At 34.7% G+C, this 16,783-nt stretch carries 15 protein-coding genes; 2 read left to right on the top strand and 13 right to left on the bottom strand.

The features are described from left to right. Positions 1 to 3 precede the first annotated feature (3 nt). The 10 genes from ACM6HU_RS26195 to ACM6HU_RS26150 all read right to left on the bottom strand — a co-directional run bounded on the left by ACM6HU_RS26195 (position 4) and on the right by ACM6HU_RS26150 (position 10,955). Positions 4 to 1,179: a hypothetical protein gene (locus ACM6HU_RS26195; protein ID WP_016131780.1), complete on the bottom strand. Its 1,176-nt coding sequence runs from the start codon at positions 1,177 to 1,179 to the stop codon at positions 4 to 6. After that, positions 1,169 to 2,497, bottom strand: a complete 1,329-nt coding sequence (locus ACM6HU_RS26190) for a glycosyltransferase family 4 protein (protein WP_016115662.1) — start codon at positions 2,495 to 2,497, stop codon at positions 1,169 to 1,171. Before ACM6HU_RS26190 ends, ACM6HU_RS26195 begins: the two co-directional genes overlap by 11 nt. Beyond that, on the bottom strand, positions 2,494 to 3,150 hold the full coding sequence (locus tag ACM6HU_RS26185; protein ID WP_016115663.1) for a PIG-L deacetylase family protein: 657 nt from the start codon (positions 3,148 to 3,150) through the stop codon (positions 2,494 to 2,496). The genes ACM6HU_RS26190 and ACM6HU_RS26185 overlap by 4 nt, the downstream gene beginning before the upstream one ends. A gap of 760 nt (positions 3,151 to 3,910) precedes the next feature. Next, a complete protein-coding gene (locus tag ACM6HU_RS26180; RefSeq protein WP_016115664.1) occupies positions 3,911 to 4,459 on the bottom strand; it encodes an AarF/UbiB family protein in 549 nt (182 codons plus the stop codon). Positions 4,460 to 4,701: 242 nt separating this feature from the next. Continuing rightward, positions 4,702 to 4,890, bottom strand: coding sequence for a hypothetical protein (locus ACM6HU_RS26175; protein ID WP_140386074.1), 189 nt, complete (start codon positions 4,888 to 4,890; stop codon positions 4,702 to 4,704). Positions 4,891 to 5,028: 138 nt separating this feature from the next. Continuing rightward, entirely contained in the window at positions 5,029 to 7,119 is a 2,091-nt protein-coding gene (locus ACM6HU_RS26170; RefSeq protein WP_275857586.1) for a right-handed parallel beta-helix repeat-containing protein, read from the bottom strand. Between the two features lie 1,002 nt (positions 7,120 to 8,121). Next, positions 8,122 to 8,967 carry an exonuclease gene (locus ACM6HU_RS26165; protein WP_016115667.1) on the bottom strand — a complete coding sequence of 282 codons (846 nt, stop codon included), beginning with the start codon at positions 8,965 to 8,967 and terminating at the stop codon, positions 8,122 to 8,124. A 324-nt stretch (positions 8,968 to 9,291) separates the two neighbouring features. Next, positions 9,292 to 9,492 (bottom strand): cold shock-like protein CspB, encoded by a 201-nt coding sequence (gene cspB, locus ACM6HU_RS26160; RefSeq protein ID WP_001179149.1) that lies wholly within the window; start codon positions 9,490 to 9,492, stop codon positions 9,292 to 9,294. Between the two features lie 232 nt (positions 9,493 to 9,724). Beyond that, a complete protein-coding gene (locus ACM6HU_RS26155) occupies positions 9,725 to 10,036 on the bottom strand; it encodes a flavodoxin domain-containing protein (RefSeq protein ID WP_088094230.1) in 312 nt (103 codons plus the stop codon). A 301-nt stretch (positions 10,037 to 10,337) separates the two neighbouring features. Beyond that, complete coding sequence (locus ACM6HU_RS26150; protein ID WP_016115669.1) at positions 10,338 to 10,955, bottom strand: acetate uptake transporter; 618 nt, start codon at positions 10,953 to 10,955, stop codon at positions 10,338 to 10,340. 285 nt (positions 10,956 to 11,240) lie between these two features. On the opposite strand from ACM6HU_RS26150, the gene ric reads away from it, so the two are divergent. After that, a complete protein-coding gene (gene ric / locus ACM6HU_RS26145) occupies positions 11,241 to 11,975 on the top strand; it encodes an iron-sulfur cluster repair di-iron protein (RefSeq protein WP_016115670.1) in 735 nt (244 codons plus the stop codon). A 50-nt stretch (positions 11,976 to 12,025) separates the two neighbouring features. Further along, on the top strand, positions 12,026 to 12,778 hold the full coding sequence (locus ACM6HU_RS26140; RefSeq protein WP_016115671.1) for a (S)-benzoin forming benzil reductase: 753 nt from the start codon (positions 12,026 to 12,028) through the stop codon (positions 12,776 to 12,778). A gap of 35 nt (positions 12,779 to 12,813) precedes the next feature. On the opposite strand, the gene ACM6HU_RS26135 is transcribed toward ACM6HU_RS26140, so the two are convergent. The 3 genes from ACM6HU_RS26135 to ACM6HU_RS26125 form a co-directional block, all read right to left on the bottom strand. Further along, positions 12,814 to 13,650 (bottom strand): GNAT family N-acetyltransferase, encoded by an 837-nt coding sequence (locus tag ACM6HU_RS26135; RefSeq protein WP_016115672.1) that lies wholly within the window; start codon positions 13,648 to 13,650, stop codon positions 12,814 to 12,816. A gap of 247 nt (positions 13,651 to 13,897) precedes the next feature. Then, entirely contained in the window at positions 13,898 to 15,406 is a 1,509-nt protein-coding gene (gene argH, locus ACM6HU_RS26130; RefSeq protein WP_016115673.1) for an argininosuccinate lyase, read from the bottom strand. 179 nt (positions 15,407 to 15,585) lie between these two features. Next, positions 15,586 to 16,695, bottom strand: coding sequence for a serine hydrolase (locus tag ACM6HU_RS26125; protein ID WP_016131781.1), 1,110 nt, complete (start codon positions 16,693 to 16,695; stop codon positions 15,586 to 15,588). Between the last annotated feature and the right edge of the window lie 88 nt (positions 16,696 to 16,783).

The following is a 16,783-nucleotide window of genomic DNA, read 5'->3' as shown; positions in this document are numbered from 1 at the left end:
TTTTCATTCCTTTCGTTTTTGTTTCCAGGCGTTCTTCAAATGAGACCACGTGCTTCTAATGAACGGCATTGGATCATCCCATGCAAACAAAGCAAACTCTTTTTTGCCTCGCAAGCCTTCATAAAAATCTTTCCACGTCATTTCGGCTCTTTTTTTCTTGTGGCGGAACGTTAAATAATACCGCACAAGATAAATCCATTTGACACCGTCTATTTGTTTGAGCCTCGGCACGGGGTTTTGCTTGGTTAAATATAAATAATACATATAAACAAAATCCACGCCAGCAGGTCCTGTCAAGCTATGCGTTAACCAAAAACGAGGATTTATTTCAATAAACTTATAAACCCCATCTCGGGGGTCCTTTTTAAACTCTGCCATACCAATACCTTTAAGGTTCATTTTTTTTAAAAATGGTAAACATATATCCACCAATTCTGGAATTTGTTTACTAACAATATGAGCTCCCGTTCCAAATTCAGCTGGGAATTGATGATTCTTTTGCAAAGAAAATAACGCTAGTAGCTCCATATTGTCGTCATAAAAAGTGGCCACTTTATAAAAATGCTGATTGTCGCCAGGAATGATTTCCTGAATAATGAGCTTTCCATGCTGCCGATACAATTCATACTCATTTCTTAGTTGATCTGGATCTTTTATGAATATGGCCTTTTTATTTATTTTTTTTCGAAACTCATGGCCCAAAGTCGGCTTTAATATACATGGGAAATCCAGAGACAATATCGCTTCTTCAATTTGTTCTTTATGTTCGATCACATACGTTTTAGGACATGGAATATTATGCTTCACTGCTAATTCATACATTTTGTGTTTATCCAGTATTTCTTCAATCAGCGAATGTTCAGGAAACAAAAATAAATAGTAGTTAGACAGTTCCATTCGATATTTTGAAATGAACACCACATAATCATCCGCACCTGTATACAAAATCGGTTTCAGTTTAAATTCTTTAGCCAAATTGATTAAAAAAGTTAGTAATTCCTTTTCATCTGATAAAGGACTTGGGCATACTCCACATGAAGCAAGACGTGATTTTCCTATCTTATAAGGTTTCTCTATATCGAACGCATAAACGTTGATCCCTTTTCTCGCTAAGCTTCTGATGATTCCGATTCCATTGGCACTTAAGTCCAGTACAACTGCTGCGTGTTCATGATTCATAGAATTCTTCCTCACTCAAATACTTTTTGTAGATCTTTTCAATATGAGCTGTCATTGTCTCTCTAGTTAAATGTTTTTTAGCAAAGTTTCTTGCATTTTCACCCAACTGCTCCCGACCTTCCTGATTTGCAATGACGAACTTTAATGCACGTGCCAGTTTAGCTGTATCTCCTGGAGCGACTAGAATGCCTGTCTTGGAGTGATTCACCAATTCAGGTATGCCTCCCGATGTTGTCGAAATGACACAAGCTCCACTATGCATGGCCTCAATGATAGAAATAGGCAGGCTGTCGTTTAGGGTTGGAAGTACAAAAACATCGGTTTTGCTTAAAATGTTTGGCACATCATCCCTTGCCCCTAAAAACTCCACCATGGAAAGACCCAAAGAATCGACTTGCTTTTCTAAAGTGTCTCTCATCTCACCATCTCCGACAATGAGCACTTTAATGTTATCAGTATATTTTCTTTTCAGCTTTGAAAGTGCGTCAAATAATACATTATGGCCTTTTCTTGGGCCTAATCTCGCTACACATGTAATAACGACCTTCTTGTGTGCTGATGTATTTTTTGTGCGATACTTCTCAGGGTAATCAATACCCGTAAGTACAGTTGTCATGTTCTCTTGTTTGGTCCCTAGCTGCATTAACGGATCACGAAATGAATCACTGAGAATGATAAGGTGATTGGCAAATTCAATGGCTTTTCTTTCTAATGTTTGATAATAGACTTCTTCCAGCGAACCTTTTTTAAATATACCAAATTTCAGCCGGTTAAAGGTAAACATCCCATGGGGTGTAAACAACAAAGGTTTTCCGTAATATACATTGATTCTTCCTAATATATTCGCTGTAAACAAATCTTGCGCATGGAAGATATCATATTTTTTTAAGTCGATATTGTGAAGAAGCATCTTTTCATAGATATACATATGTCTGTGACTTTTCAAAATCATGCTATTATAACTTCCATAACGTGTATTAAAGAAATCTTTTAAGCTGGGAACAATTACTTCACGCAGGGTCTCTACTTTACTCCGAGGAAATTGATTAGGAGAGATAATGTCGACTTGATGTCCTTGTTGTCTTAACCCTTCACTAAGTGCTGTAATATAATTAGATAAACCTCCAGTATGAGGATAGTCCCAAAACGTAGCAATTAATATAGAAAGGCTTTTCTTTCGGACTGTCTTTGGCCCTGTATTTGTATAACGTTCGTACATTTCATTCTTCTTTTTTTGAAATGAGAACGAACGAATTCCAAAATATTTATCCATTTCTTTAATTACATAGGGATATGGAAACATAAGCTTCTTTTTCATCGCCAGATCCTCCTTACCACTTCGAACGCTTCAGCGTATTGTACGCCAATCGTCATTCCTCTAACTCTTCCTAAATACTGAACTCCTTCATATGAACGAGGATGAGGAAAATCTCTCATTTCTACATCGTAATGTTTGAGCGCCGCAATTTTGGAATCCATTTGATCTGTAATGTCGACAAAATAATTAGATTTGAAAACTTTATCATTCGTGTGGATATTCCACTCACTAGAGGAAACCGTTTCAAATGTAATTAATTCTATCGGTTTTTGGTTCGGCAGAGGTCGAGTCGCGGTCAAAACCGCTTGAAAAGTAATTAAATGATCAATATTGACATCTCCATAATGGTGGGTGAAGATTTTACTTGGTTTATAGGTCTGTATTAATTGTTCTATTTCTTTCGTTAACTGATGCAGCGGAATTAATTCTAACTCTAAATTAGCATGCTTGAGGAATATCACTTCTTCAATACCAATTACCTTATTTGCACACCGGCTTAGCTGCTGTATGTGATGGGCTTCCTCTTTTCTTCCTAAAGCAGTAATGATTGAAATTACCCGATAGCCATTTTCTACTAGTCTTTTTAAAGTCCCGCCGGCTCCTAATAGCTCATCGTCAGGGTGAGCACCAATGACTAAAACACACTCTCTCATTTTTTTTATCACTCCTTATACCGTGTACTACTTAACTTATGATTGATGCTGCAAAAAGAAACTGTCATTAGCGGAGAGCCTGTTCTATTGTTTATCATCTTTTAACAGGATTCCAACAGAAGTCCCCTTCCTTAAGCATGTGCAGGGCATGGCCCAGGTCGTAGGGAGGGGATGAATGGTGGTCGTAGATAGCACGAAGTTTTTATTTCCTTTTTTGCAACATAGTATACGCTAGTGACAGGAAGAAAAACGAACATACATTCTCGTATTAAATGTAGGGCAAGGTTGTGTCCGAACAGTATAAACGACTCCTGTGGAGAGTACGTCAGACTGATTGGGTATCCAATCAGCAACGCTCTATGAAACAGGAAGCGCCTTCTTCAAACAGCTCGTTAGAATGTTAGAGAGGGGTCATTCACTGGTCCTGCCATTTGTTAAAGAATAAAGTGAAACTTTGACCAATGGAGGTTTTCTTCATCTTCACTGATCATTAGCCCGCACCAATCAGGATTTTATGGACAGTTTATTCCCCACCTAACTTCTTTACTCCCTGCCCAAATTTAATGTAGCGGGATAAAATAAGCCTGTATTAAAGACTGCTCATTACTACTAATCAATCTTTAATACAGCCTTATAGTCTATCAAGATTTGCATGTGTATTTCTGCCTCTATGCGATGAATTCTAGAAGGAAGTGATCAAAAAACAAAGTGTTGGTTTCAATATAAAAAAACGTTATGCGCAAGACACTTCTGTTTTTTATCAATGTTTCACCCATGTATTATAAACAGAAGAAGGTATATTCTTCACATTATTTAAAAAATCCTGTGACAATCCAAATTTTTTAAACCCCTTTAATAATTTAATAGGAGCCTTGCTATTTGAGGTAAAAGCTCTTTTATGGTCAATAACTTTTAACTGACCTTCTTCATTTATTAAAACGTGTCTTACTTCCGTGTCCCATCTGGTAAATCCGATCTTTTTCAATTCATCCAACATTATTAATATTTTTTCAGTTAATTCTTCAGTGATCTGTTTTTCTTTTTTTAAGTGACGTGCAAGTGAAATTCCATGTATATACTCCATGACAATATAATTCTCTCCATATTCATAAAGTCGTGGAATAATAGGTGATGATTGTCCAATTACCAGAGCTTTCAACTCTTTTTTTTGAGTTTCTTCCAGGAAAAACATTTTCACACATTTATCATGGGTTAATTGATATACCTCTCCATCCTTCCCATCCCCAATGAGCTTATATTCCTTCAAGTCTCTTCTGCTGATTTTTCTTTTATTAAAGTATGTCTTCATTTGATCGCTCCTTAATAAGGATTTCGTGTTTTTGCAATAGTATCACCTCATATTCTATGATTCATCACTTACATATGTAACCTAGACTAATATATATTTTGATAACTTGATTCAATTCATATGGTTTTTTAATAGATATTATTTTAAAACCTTGAAATGCAATAAAGTGAAAGTTTGATCAGTGGGGGGGCTTCATCCCATTGTCATCAAGCCAAATTACTTTTCTATCCTTTACTTCAATCTTATTTGCACTCAGTAAAAACCAACTTCATCCAAATTTTCACTTTCAACCAAACTGACCAGCCACAAACCGTAACCGTATCGATAACCAACTGGCAAAATACTTGTGGTGCAAACAAATTTCCTAAGTATGGATATCTTTCGTTAATGATTCGAACGAGTTGAAACGGAATGAGGATACCGTCCTTCATGGACAATTTTCCCAGGGGTGACTGACCCTATTAAACCGGTTGCCCCCGCTTAACATGGAATAAATACGTTATGTATTAAAAACCGACTCTTATTACATAGCCGGTTTCTTTTATTGCTTCACATACACTTAGTCTTCATTAGGAAACAGTAGGTAAAGTGATATTTGTAAAAATATTGTCTGAATCAACAAAGTTACGTATATGATTTTTATTTGTATAGTATTTTAAATTCAAAGGTGTAGAGCCTGTATAAACAAACTCATTTCCTTCTAGAACTAGTTCATTCGCTGCATTAGCTGAGCCAGATGCTAATAAGGCACCAAAAGATGTATTGTTTATCGTGACTATACAATTTGCTGCTTTATAAATTGTATAGGGTCTGTTTGTATCTGATAAAAACAGATTATTTTTGGTATTGATAGTGATATCGCATTCTTCTAATGACGTGTATGATACTTGGTTGTCCACATTTGTAATACCGCCTTCGCAGGTCGTATCTATAAGCTTTGATTTAGTAACCTTAACGTTCATGGGGCGTCCGCTAAACATATGATTTCTCAGCTCACAATTAATAAATTCTGATCTAGTGAATTCACAGACATCTACATTCTTAGGATTTGGATTTTCAGATCTGACTCGTAAGTTTTCGAATCTACAATTATCATACTCTTTCACTTTAAACGTCATTTCCTTTTGTATAGGGACAGATTTAAAGGTACATCTGCTTATTTTGTTTGCCTTTAGCCACGGTGCAGTAACTAGATTTTCTGTAAAAATAATGTAATTATTATCAAACGTGCAATTATCGCCCATTGCAATCATGTCAGGATTTACGTATTGATTGTTTGATAATGAAACCCTGTATGAATCACTAGTTACATTCATGATGCCACCTGTAAAGCTGTTGCCTTCGATATTCACAAACGCCGCACTGAAATTAGAAGTCATAAGGCCAATGTTGTTTTGACAGTTGTATAAGAAGTTATCCTTAATGTTTGCATGCACGAGAGAATACAAATTGATTGCAATATTATCAATGTTGTAAATGTGATTGTGCTCTATTAAAACATCGTAACACCCGACTAAGATACCATGATAACTACCGTAAATTTCGTTATCTATTATCGTACAACTTGCCCCATAACTATCTTCCATATTTATCGAATATCTAGTCGGGTCATTGAAAAGCGGTTTTCCATCCAAAAACCTAACCAAACCTTTTCCATTATCACGGATTTTATTGTTTACAATTTTGTTATAGCTACCACCTAAAGTAATACCGCCCCTATGCCCATTAAATATTTCACACTTTTTCACTGTATTATGATGGGGAATCCCGCCAAACATAATAGTAATCTGCATATTCTTACTTGGGTTAGTTTCATTGTAATACTGCAATCTAAACTTAGTTGCAGTAACAGGAATAGAAATATCGGTATAAATTCGTCTTTTCTTCATAACCCCTATGAATTTGTTGCTATTGTCGTAAAAGAAGATGTCCAATTCTTTAGTATTCAAATTAGTTTTTCTAGCGTATCCTGCGCCAGCTATAAGGAAAGAATTTATCTTTGGTGTTAAATCTTGAGGTATGTTTAACAGTTTTGTTATGAGTGTATTAGCCGAGGTGATTGGTTGTCCAGTTGTGTAATCTAAAGCACTTAATGTAAGTCCTTGATCAAATTCACCATAGTTATATATAGAATCTGAGCTAAATGAAACATTATCACCCATGTAATCGCGAACTGTACAATTTGTCATAGAACAATAACTTGAACTTCTTTGAAAGAGAACTCCATATGTGTGCTCCATTGCTGCTTCTAAAGGATTCAAGAAACTCCTATCATCCCTACATCCAATGACGGTTCCGCCAAATAAATGAGAATTAGTGTTTTTGCTAAAAACAACACTATTTCCTTTAAAGTTGTAATAATCAGTAGTTGTTCTATTATCGAATGGTGATTTTTTGTTAGAATCATATATTACTTTTAGTGTTGAACCACTTAAATTAAAGTCAATATTAGAAACCATAGCGATTTCACGAGGGTAACAGATCGCATAATTCCCCTTTGGAAGAGTCACTTCAGCATAATTGTTAGCCGCCGCAAATTGTAATGCACTGTTTATTCCCTGTATATTCTTATCAGCTTGTATATAATCAGCATCTGCATAGGGCTTGGTGGGGAATCCTTCTTTTATACCCCACTGATTTAATTCAATTAAATAATCCAATTCTCTTCACCCCTTCATTTTCTTAAAATAGTATATTCATTGATAAAAGAAACCGTCCCTATAAAAGGAAACTGTTTTAAAAATCACTAAAATTTACAGTCCTATTCATAAAAAAACAGTTATATTCTCTCGTTAGATTTAACAATGTTTAAAAGATTGAATCACCTTTTTAAAGACCAGTTTTATTTTACAATTGCATCCCCTCTTCCATATTATAGTTTTTATTGAGCGCTATTCTGTAGCGCTCTTTTATTTTTACTCACATCCTTTTGCCTGTACCTTAGTTACTATACATATCCGGACACGAAAACCTACTATTAGAATTCAAAAAGATGACATTTCTTCAATATATCCTATCAGGCTATTGTTTGTATAACTACTAGAACTGAAGAAAAGCAGTTATCTTTAAACTACAATAAAATATATCAGAATTTAAGGAAGACAGCTCAAGGAGAATTGTCCGTAAGAAACAACTGATGAGAGGGGAATAATCACGGGAAATGCCGCACTTTCTTTAAAATGGACCGATATGGCTCGATCTTAAATAAAAACTAAAAAAAGTACCTAGAATAAAAAAAGGGGGAATGACAAGGAAATAATGTTTTTTTCTCATCTTCACAGCATGTAAAAACTTTCTGTTCGTAAATATAATCATCGGAAAAAGAATACCACTTATTATCAAAGTAATAACTAAACCCATAACAATACCCACCCATTCTTCTACCATATCTGAGCAACCATTAAATAGACAATTGATTGAATAAACAGTTATTAATACCCCTAAAAGAGCATACCCAAAAAGAAAACCAAAAATAAAATTTAGAAGCACACTTATTACTAAGTACAATTTTTTCATCTATTCACCTCAAAAAACAATGCAATTTCATACATTAAATTCCGGAAAATTCTAACATTTATAATCATCGTTCTTCAAATCAAAGAAGCTCGACTAAAAAAATAAATCTTTTTATATTCATTTACACGAACACTTTTAACTTTTGACTATGCATCATTTATTTTGTTATTTATCTCTTCTAACACTCGCAACTGCTGCTCACCTTTCTTTACAGCCATAGTAAAATAATTTTGTAAAAGTCGTATTGTGTTATTATCAATATAATATCGTTCCGTTATATTCCCCCATGTCTTGCTATTTTGAAAATCATCCCAAGTAAATGGACTGTGTTCTTTTTTCTTTAATTCTTTAAATACCCATCTTTTCATTTTCTTTTTTGCTTTTTCAGTTAATAAACCATTCTTTACAAGTACGAGTTCTTCATTTCGTTTATACCGCTTATAAATATCCTTTTCCTTGAATACTTTAAGAAAGATATTCAAGGTATTCTTAGCGTCTGCAAAGGCACGGTGCTGCTTTCCTTCCCATTCTAAAGAAAATTGTTCCACCGCAAATTTTAAACTTGGTGTATGTATAAATAATTGATCATATGCTTGAAATACAAATTTTTGCAAATCAAATTTTCTCTCATTCTCTATATTAGGGCATTCTATATGATGTAGCTTACAATCTTGCGCAAGAAATTTATAGTCTTCCTTTCCCCATGTTATAAACATATAATCATCCCCAGCAAATTGAAGAAATCGTTCCATTACCTCTGGAAACATTTCTACCTCTTTTAGATCTTGCTTTGTAATGCCTGTTAATTTTGTTGTATGGCGAGTTAGAGGTGCGGTTGGTTTAACAAGTGAAGAAAATTGTCCTATTATACGCATTGTACTTGCTTCTACCTTGATTGCCCCAATATCAACCACTTCCAAGGGATCTTGCAATTTATAAGGTCGAAAATTCCGTTCAACATCAAAGACAATATAATATTTAAGTTCATTCAAGTCATATCCCTCTTCCTTATCTGATTATATTTTTAATTATATATTCCCCACTGTACAAATACACAAAACAAAATTTATAAAAAAGATCCTGAGATTTCTTTTTTGAATATTCAGTCAAAAATAACTAAATTTTTTTGTATATAAAGTAAAGCTTTAATCAGCGAGGTTTGCTTTATCTCTCGTCTAGCTTCTTTGCTTTCGTCGAATTTTGAGGTGAGCGTATTACTGCACGCGAATAGCGGGATAAACATACATTCGAAAGAATGAAATGAATCAGGCACAATAAAAAAAAGAGAAGGGCAAGCCCTTCTCTTTTCAATTCAATTACTTCTTAACTACGTTAGTAGCTTGTGGTCCACGGTTACCTTGTTCTACTTCGAAAGTAACTTCTTGACCTTCTTCTAAAGTTTTGAATCCGTCGCCTTGGATAGCTGAGAAATGAACGAATACGTCTTCTCCGCCTTCAACTTCGATAAATCCGAAACCTTTTTCTGAGTTAAACCATTTTACTTTACCGTTTTGCATGAAAAAATCCTCCTACAATGTACCTATATGTACATATTCATTTTCGACCACTTTACAACAATAATAACGACATTAAAAAACTGCAACCGCAGAGGAGATTTAACATTGCTATCCTCTTCTGAAGTTACAGCTCATTTAAATCTCTATATTATTAAAAGTAAAATGGTTTATAATCACTATATCATACCAATATAATAAAAGTAAAGCTAAATTCTCTATTTTTTTTTACATTTTACACAACATTTTCCTCCCAGTGCATCACTTTCGATTCTCCAGATCCAAATACAGCAACTTTTTTCCCAGCTAAATCTATACCTTCTAAATCATCATGGAAGTCTTCTGCTTCAAATGGTAGTTCCCTATCTCCCCACGTATAAGACCCCAAAATGATACCATCATATTCTAATAGTTCTTCTGCGTCCATCCCTTCCATTTCTTTCAATTCCACTTCATGATTAAATGCATCCAAACTCACTTTAATTAAATCAGCGATACTTTCTGTATTTCCTGACATACTTGCAAATGCTATTAAAATTTCCGCCATGTTGACACCCCTTTTTACAATTGATTATCTTTTTTATTTTTCTCCTTACCGCATTAAATACACTTACTTGTTTACTTATTCAACTTCCCTATCACCCTTTAGACAATCAGCAATTCGGCTATCTATTAGAGGTTATTTTGTCACAGGGCTTCAACTTTAGAATTTCTCCACTAGTTGCCTAGCAGCTACTAGGCGAATTGGTTCTTACCTAGACTTTCACCAGTAAGCAATACTTAGCTTAACTGGGCACGCTATAAAAAAAGCACGAATGACTCTTCTTGTCATTCGTGCTCCTCTATTTTTATTTTTTAAAAATGCCAAATGGCTTTCCTACTGGTAATACAACTTTTCCAAAATGTGTATTTAATACAGCAGCTGCTGAACCATAGAAAGATAGTAATGAAATACATAGTTCAGAATACGCTGCTAAGTTATGCATAGCATGTGGCATAACACCTAAAGTACTAAATGAAAGACCGATAAATAAGAAATCAATAAGTACAAAAATCATAAATAATACTTTATGTGTTTCCATTGCTCCAATAGTCATAAAAATTGTAAAGATTAGATACCCAATAAATGCAACACCAAGTTGCTTTGGATCTACAGCTTGTGCCAATTTTTCGCCAAATACACCAAGTTGAATTAACCATGATGTCCCAACACCTAACCAAAATAGACCATACGCACCAAAAGCAGTTGTACCGAACGTATTATTATGCTTTGCATCGTGAACGCAAGCAAAAAGTTGTGCAAATCCTCCTAAAAAGATTGCCCATGGTAATACAAATGAAACGCCATCAGTTAATCCTAGCTTTTGTGATGATGCTACAAGTGTTACCATTGCTAATCCAAATAGACCAATTCCAGATGGATCCGCTGTTGTCATTTTTACATGATGTGTAGTTTGATTACTCATAAAAACCTCCTGATTTTGAACACATACCTGAATACAATACTGAATTCAGATATGTATGTCAATGGTTTTTATTGTATGTCGTCAGACTTCACATTTTTGTAACAATGAAATATCATTTTCAAAAGAAGAATCACCACCATTACTTTTTCAAACAGATTGAACAACTCCTCCCCGCATCTACAAAACATGCATGAATTCTACATTATATTTGTGATTATAATCACCTCGATCTCTTTTCTTATCCATTAAGCTAAAAACATACAAATGAACAGAGGAGTGATTCATATGGCTACACCTTTTACTAAAACATCTATTGTTGGTGAAATAGTTACCACTTTTCCACAAGCAAGTGATTTGTTTAAAAAACATCGTATTGATTTTTGTTGTGGCGGGGACAAAACAATTGAAATAGCGACACAAACAAAAGAAATTTCTCCTGATGAACTTTTAAAACTATTAAATGAACAATATATTTTATATAAATCAAAAAATAATGAATCTACAAACTGGAGTGAGGCTAATTTTTCTATACTAATTGACCATATTATCCAAAAACATCATCGATATATTCAAGAAGAATTGCCACAGCTGAGCCCATATGTAACAAAAGTATTTCGCGTACATGGTCAAACAGAGTCGCATTTAAGTACCGTTCACCGACTTTTTCATGAATTAAAATTAGAACTTGAACAACATATAATAAAAGAAGAAACTCTTGTATTCCCGCTTATCAAAAAATACGAACAAAATTCATCTCAAGAAAATTTAATTTTGGCAATTGAAAGGCTTGAAGAATTAGAACAAGAGCATGATGGAGCTGGCGATCTTATAAAAGAATTACGAATCATTACAAATGATTTTACTCCCCCAGAGCATGCATGCCGCACATATCGTATGGTTTATAATCGTCTAGAAGATTTTGAATCTGATTTATTCCAGCATGTACATCTTGAAAACAACATTTTATTCAAAAGATTACTTTCTTTATATAAGATGCTCTATACTATACCATGTAGATAAAACACCTTATCGACACCACTTATTACATATATGGGAGGAGTTTTAAAGAAATGCGCTACGTCATTGTAACAGGTACTTCACAAGGATTAGGCGAGGCAATCGCTACACAATTATTAGAGGAAAATACACGACTCATTTGTATTTCTAGAAGACAAAATGAAAAACTTATTGAAAAAGCAAAACAAAAAGATATTCCTTTAACATTTCACTCAATCGATCTCCAAGATGTACATAATCTAGAAACTCATTTTGAAACAATCTTTTCATCCATTGAAAAAGAAAACATATCGTCTATCCATTTGATTAATAATGCCGGTACCCTCGCACCAATGAAACCGATTGAAAAATCAGAAAGTGAACTTTTGATTGCAAATGTACAAATTAATTTAATTGCACCGATGATCCTTACTTCTTCGTTTATGAAACATACGAAAAATTGGAACGTGGACAAACGTATTATTAACATTTCTTCAGGAGCCGGTCAAAAACCATACTTTGGATGGGGAGCATATTGTACAACGAAAGCTGGCGTGAACATGTTTACACAATGTGTCGCTATAGAGGAAGCTGAAAAAGAATATCCAGTAAAAACAATTGCTTTTGCCCCAGGTGTTGTTGACACAGACATGCAGCAACAAATTCGGCAAACAGAAAAAGAAGATTTTACTAACTTAGATCGATTTATCGCTTTAAAAGAAGAAGGAAAATTACTCTCCCCTGAATATGTCGCTAAAGCGATTATTCATCTTTTAGATACACCCCATTTCGAATCTGGCGGCGTACTTCGCATTGATGAAAAATAGTTTCATAGCAAAAGGCTCGCATATAAGCGAGCCTTTTATCTTATCGGTTCTAAAAATATTAATACAGATTCCATTATTGGTTCATATCCTATCTCTTGGTAAATCTTATTCGACGTTGGATTTGCTAAGTCTGTATATAAAGTAGTTGTTTTATAACCTCGGTCTAACATGAGCTGACTGAGAGCAGCTACACAATTAGAAGCGTACCCTTGTTTACGTTCTTCTTTCGGTGTATATACAAAATTGATTGTAATATTACTCTTAGTAGGCCTTGTAATTGCAGCTACTGAAACTAATCTCCCATCTACTTCCCATCCAAACAACCGATTTGTACTTACTAATGTATTTGCAGTTTGTTTTGCTTTTTCTTCCGTAGTGGGCAAATGAACATCTTCACAAAATTGGTGCACCCACTTTTCAATTAATGGTAGTTCAACGCTGTTTACTCGCCGGAAAACTCCATATTCCCCCCATTGCCTCTTTACTTTTTTTAATTCATACACACCTTGATTCATACGAATAGAAAGCTTCTTTTGTTCTAATTTTGCAATCTCTTCAGCTAATTGTTTCACTACTCGCTTTTCACCAATCAATCCCGGTATATCTGGATACACCTTTGTTAATTGTTTCGCTATCCCCTCTATAGCCTCTTGCGAAATCTCGGATTTAGCGACAATCATTTGCTTTTTCTCAGTTTGAAGAAGTATGAGAGCAATTTTTTCATTTTGCTTTGCTATTGCCATAAACAACGGATTCTCCGTAGACTGTAACACCCCTAACAATAAATTATTTTCTTGCTCATTCATTTCCAAAATGGGGGTGACTTCCTTCTTAAAATAAGAAACATCTTCATATACCTGTAATTGAATCATCGACAATCTCTTCTTTCTATATAAATCCCTTTTGATTTTTCGACATATAAGTCGTTGATACGAAGAAGAAAAGGTGACTTACACTCATTTTCTCTCTCTGTTTTAACTTGGCATGAGGCAGGAAAAGGATCTGACCGTTTCTATGCATGGCCGGATACTCTCTCTCACCTAAAAAGAAGGGGTTTATTTGGATTTATATTTTTATATTTAAATAGAATATTGGCGATTCATTCATTAAATCCTGCTTTTACGATTCAATAATATTCAAGACTATCGTCATTACTTCTTTTTCAGCTTGTGAGATCCGTTGTTTTTCCCTTTCGAATTTAATTTCTTCGTTCTTAAAACACTCTCTCCTCTTTTGAATCATACGTACCATTTCTTTTTTGCTCGGCCCACCATATACAGTCCGTTTTTCAACAAATGATTCTGGTGATATAATATCATCCCATTCTTTTTCTGAAAGTATTACATGAAAGTTTTCTTGTAAATATATATTTACTTCTGTGAAATTCAGTTCATGTAACTCTTTTTTCTGCTGTATAGACATTGTTGCAATATCACTTGCAGCACGATGAGCACGCCGAAAAGGAATCTTATAATTTTTTGTTAATGCGTCTGCAAAATCTGTTATTGTAATCGCATGTTGAAACGAGCGAGTTCTTAAAACTTCATCTTCCACCTTCATCGTTCGAATTACTGCATTCATCATACAAAACACACGAATTGCCTTTTCGATTCCTTCATACAAATAAGGCTGCAAATCATCTTCTGTATCAACAATATCTCCAAACGGTGTATTATGAATCATTTGAAATACAGTGAAAGTTTCTCCAAGTGCACTGCTAGCGAGAGCACGAGCATGTTCAATGGAAACAGGGTTCCGTTTTTGCGGCATTATACTGCTGATTTGTACGTATGGGTTTGCGACAGTAATCCCATTGTATTCTTTTGTTGCTAGTAGTAAGAAATCATGGAGCCATCTACTGCTATTCGTCATCGCTACCATAAGTGTCGCGCTTGTTTCTAATAAATAGTCTGCGCTTGCAATAGCGTCATATGAATTTTCAATAACACTTGAAAAACCGAGCAACTTTGCAACCTGCTGTCTATTTATAGGAAAGCTTGTAGTAGATAGAGCAGCTGCACCCAAAGGAGATTGATTGACAAGATGATATACCTTCCAAACACGCTCTAAATCCCGATGCATTGTATCATATATTGCTAACATATAATGACCGAATGTTGTCGGCTGGGCAGGTTGTGTGTGCGTATAAGCAGGCATGATTGTTTCCATATGTTCATTCGCAATTTCTAACATACTTTCTTGTAAAAGAAGAAAATGCTCTATATAACGGAGTAAATAGCGACGCAAACTCATCCGATACATCGCGACCCCCATATCATTCCGGCTCCTGCCAATATGCATATTACTTACAAAATTATGATTTGCTTCTTGCCCAATTAAATGCTCCACTAAAAAAAAGAGATCTTCATGCTCCTTCTCATACAGTAATTGACTCTTTGGAATTTGTGCCACTTTTTCTAACGCTGTTAAAATAACTTTTGCATCTTTTTGTTTCATTAATTTTTGCTCAATAAGCATGATAATATGAGCACGATGAATCATAAACATCTCTTGCAATAAGTAATCTCGCTGAAATTGAAACACATGCTGTAGCACACAATTTGCATAGGTTTCCCCAGGGAAATCAGCGCCCTCACCCTTTATAAATTCCTCCTTATTTTGTTTCATCACCTTTTCTCCTTTCGCCCAGTTATTACTAATCATCATACCCTGAGCTTTTGAAAAGGTGCTTGTATAAAGTGAAACTATAATTAGTGGGAAATCCCTTCATCTCCCCATTAATTATTAGCCCTCACCAATCGGGCCTTTACAGGATAAAAATAAACCCGATGCTTCACGCATCGGGTTTATTTAATAACAGTGGCATCATATTTTTCACTTTTTAACACCTGGAAATGTAAATTTAGCAAGTGCTTACGAAGCTCTGTACTATCATCTTCATCCAATTGATTTGCTAAAAATACAATTTCTGTACAATTCCCAAGTTTATCAGTGGCATAAACTGCTTTTGCTAATGTCCATGGTGTATACCCATTTTTTTGTCCAGCATGCCGGAATGACTTACGATACTTCTTTGCTTTCATGTCCGTTTCAACGAGATTTGCCCACTCATTTTCTCCAGCCTTTGTAAATCCTTTTTTATGATTCGCTTTTTCCAGAAGCACCATATAATCATTTGCGGATGCAGCTGGCAGCCTATCTGACCATATTTTTTCATATTTCCCTTCTAAATAGAGCGGAATTTCTTTTTGTAATAACGGTCCTTTCTCTTTTAACCGTTCATGTATTAACATGGCATAACGACGATATTCTTCTGAAGACATTTCTTTTAACTTTTTCTCTAATTTAGATTTTGGAATATGCAGTTCCTTCTGCAAATATCCCGGAATGTATAGAGAAGAAACAATAGGAAATAACGGTTGATGTGAAGGAAGTGATAGGCTTTGTAAATTTTGGTTAATATAATCTAGTCCAAGTCGATCCATTAAATATTCTGTATTTGCATTTGAACTAAATTTCACCATCCCTTTCGCAACTTCTTCTAAAGAAACGGCATTTTCATCCATTTTACCAGTTTTCATTAAATACTTTTGCCAACGATCCTGCGCACCACCATCTGTATTTGGAATATAGTAACGATTTACATCATCAATTGACACATAACTATTTGGGTCAATTCTCCCATCTACAACTTGTTTCGTAAATTCAAGTGCAACAATTAACTTCATCGTGCTCGCAACTGGTAACACGACATCTGGATTCACAGAATAAACAACTTTATCATTTCGCTTTATAAGTAGGGCACTATTTTTTTCATCTTTATGTTCTTCAACAAATGAGGCAACATATTGAGCATCGTCATTATTGGAACTCCAAACTTTTTTCACTAAAAAGTTACCGGATATAAGTACTATGAATACACCAATGATTCCTGCACATATTATAACTTTTCTCAAGTGAAATCCCTCTCCTAATTTATATCTTTTCTCTATTATATACAGTTATAAACAAAATAATAGAGACAATTGTCTAAATAATTATCTC

The sequence above is a fragment of the Bacillus sp. IT-79MI2 genome (genome assembly GCF_949768135.1).
GTDB classification, from domain to species: Bacteria; Bacillota; Bacilli; order Bacillales; family Bacillaceae_G; genus Bacillus_A; species Bacillus_A pseudomycoides.
The sequence above is the reverse complement of the archived record's forward strand: the minus strand, read 5'-3'. Positions and strand labels throughout refer to the sequence as shown.

Coding starts and splice junctions, on each gene's coding strand:
- ACM6HU_RS26195 (WP_016131780.1), bottom strand. CDS start 1,179: ATGAATCATGAACACGCAGCAGTTGTACTGGACTTAAGTGCCAATGGA.
- ACM6HU_RS26190 (WP_016115662.1), bottom strand. CDS start 2,497: ATGAAAAAGAAGCTTATGTTTCCATATCCCTATGTAATTAAAGAAATG.
- ACM6HU_RS26185 (WP_016115663.1), bottom strand. CDS start 3,150: ATGAGAGAGTGTGTTTTAGTCATTGGTGCTCACCCTGACGATGAGCTA.
- ACM6HU_RS26180 (WP_016115664.1), bottom strand. CDS start 4,459: ATGAAGACATACTTTAATAAAAGAAAAATCAGCAGAAGAGACTTGAAG.
- ACM6HU_RS26175 (WP_140386074.1), bottom strand. CDS start 4,890: ATGAAGGACGGTATCCTCATTCCGTTTCAACTCGTTCGAATCATTAAC.
- cspB (WP_001179149.1), bottom strand. CDS start 9,492: ATGCAAAACGGTAAAGTAAAATGGTTTAACTCAGAAAAAGGTTTCGGA.
- ACM6HU_RS26155 (WP_088094230.1), bottom strand. CDS start 10,036: ATGGCGGAAATTTTAATAGCATTTGCAAGTATGTCAGGAAATACAGAA.
- ACM6HU_RS26150 (WP_016115669.1), bottom strand. CDS start 10,955: ATGAGTAATCAAACTACACATCATGTAAAAATGACAACAGCGGATCCA.
- ric (WP_016115670.1), top strand. CDS start 11,241: ATGGCTACACCTTTTACTAAAACATCTATTGTTGGTGAAATAGTTACC.
- ACM6HU_RS26140 (WP_016115671.1), top strand. CDS start 12,026: ATGCGCTACGTCATTGTAACAGGTACTTCACAAGGATTAGGCGAGGCA.
- ACM6HU_RS26135 (WP_016115672.1), bottom strand. CDS start 13,650: ATGATTCAATTACAGGTATATGAAGATGTTTCTTATTTTAAGAAGGAA.
- argH (WP_016115673.1), bottom strand. CDS start 15,406: ATGAAACAAAATAAGGAGGAATTTATAAAGGGTGAGGGCGCTGATTTC.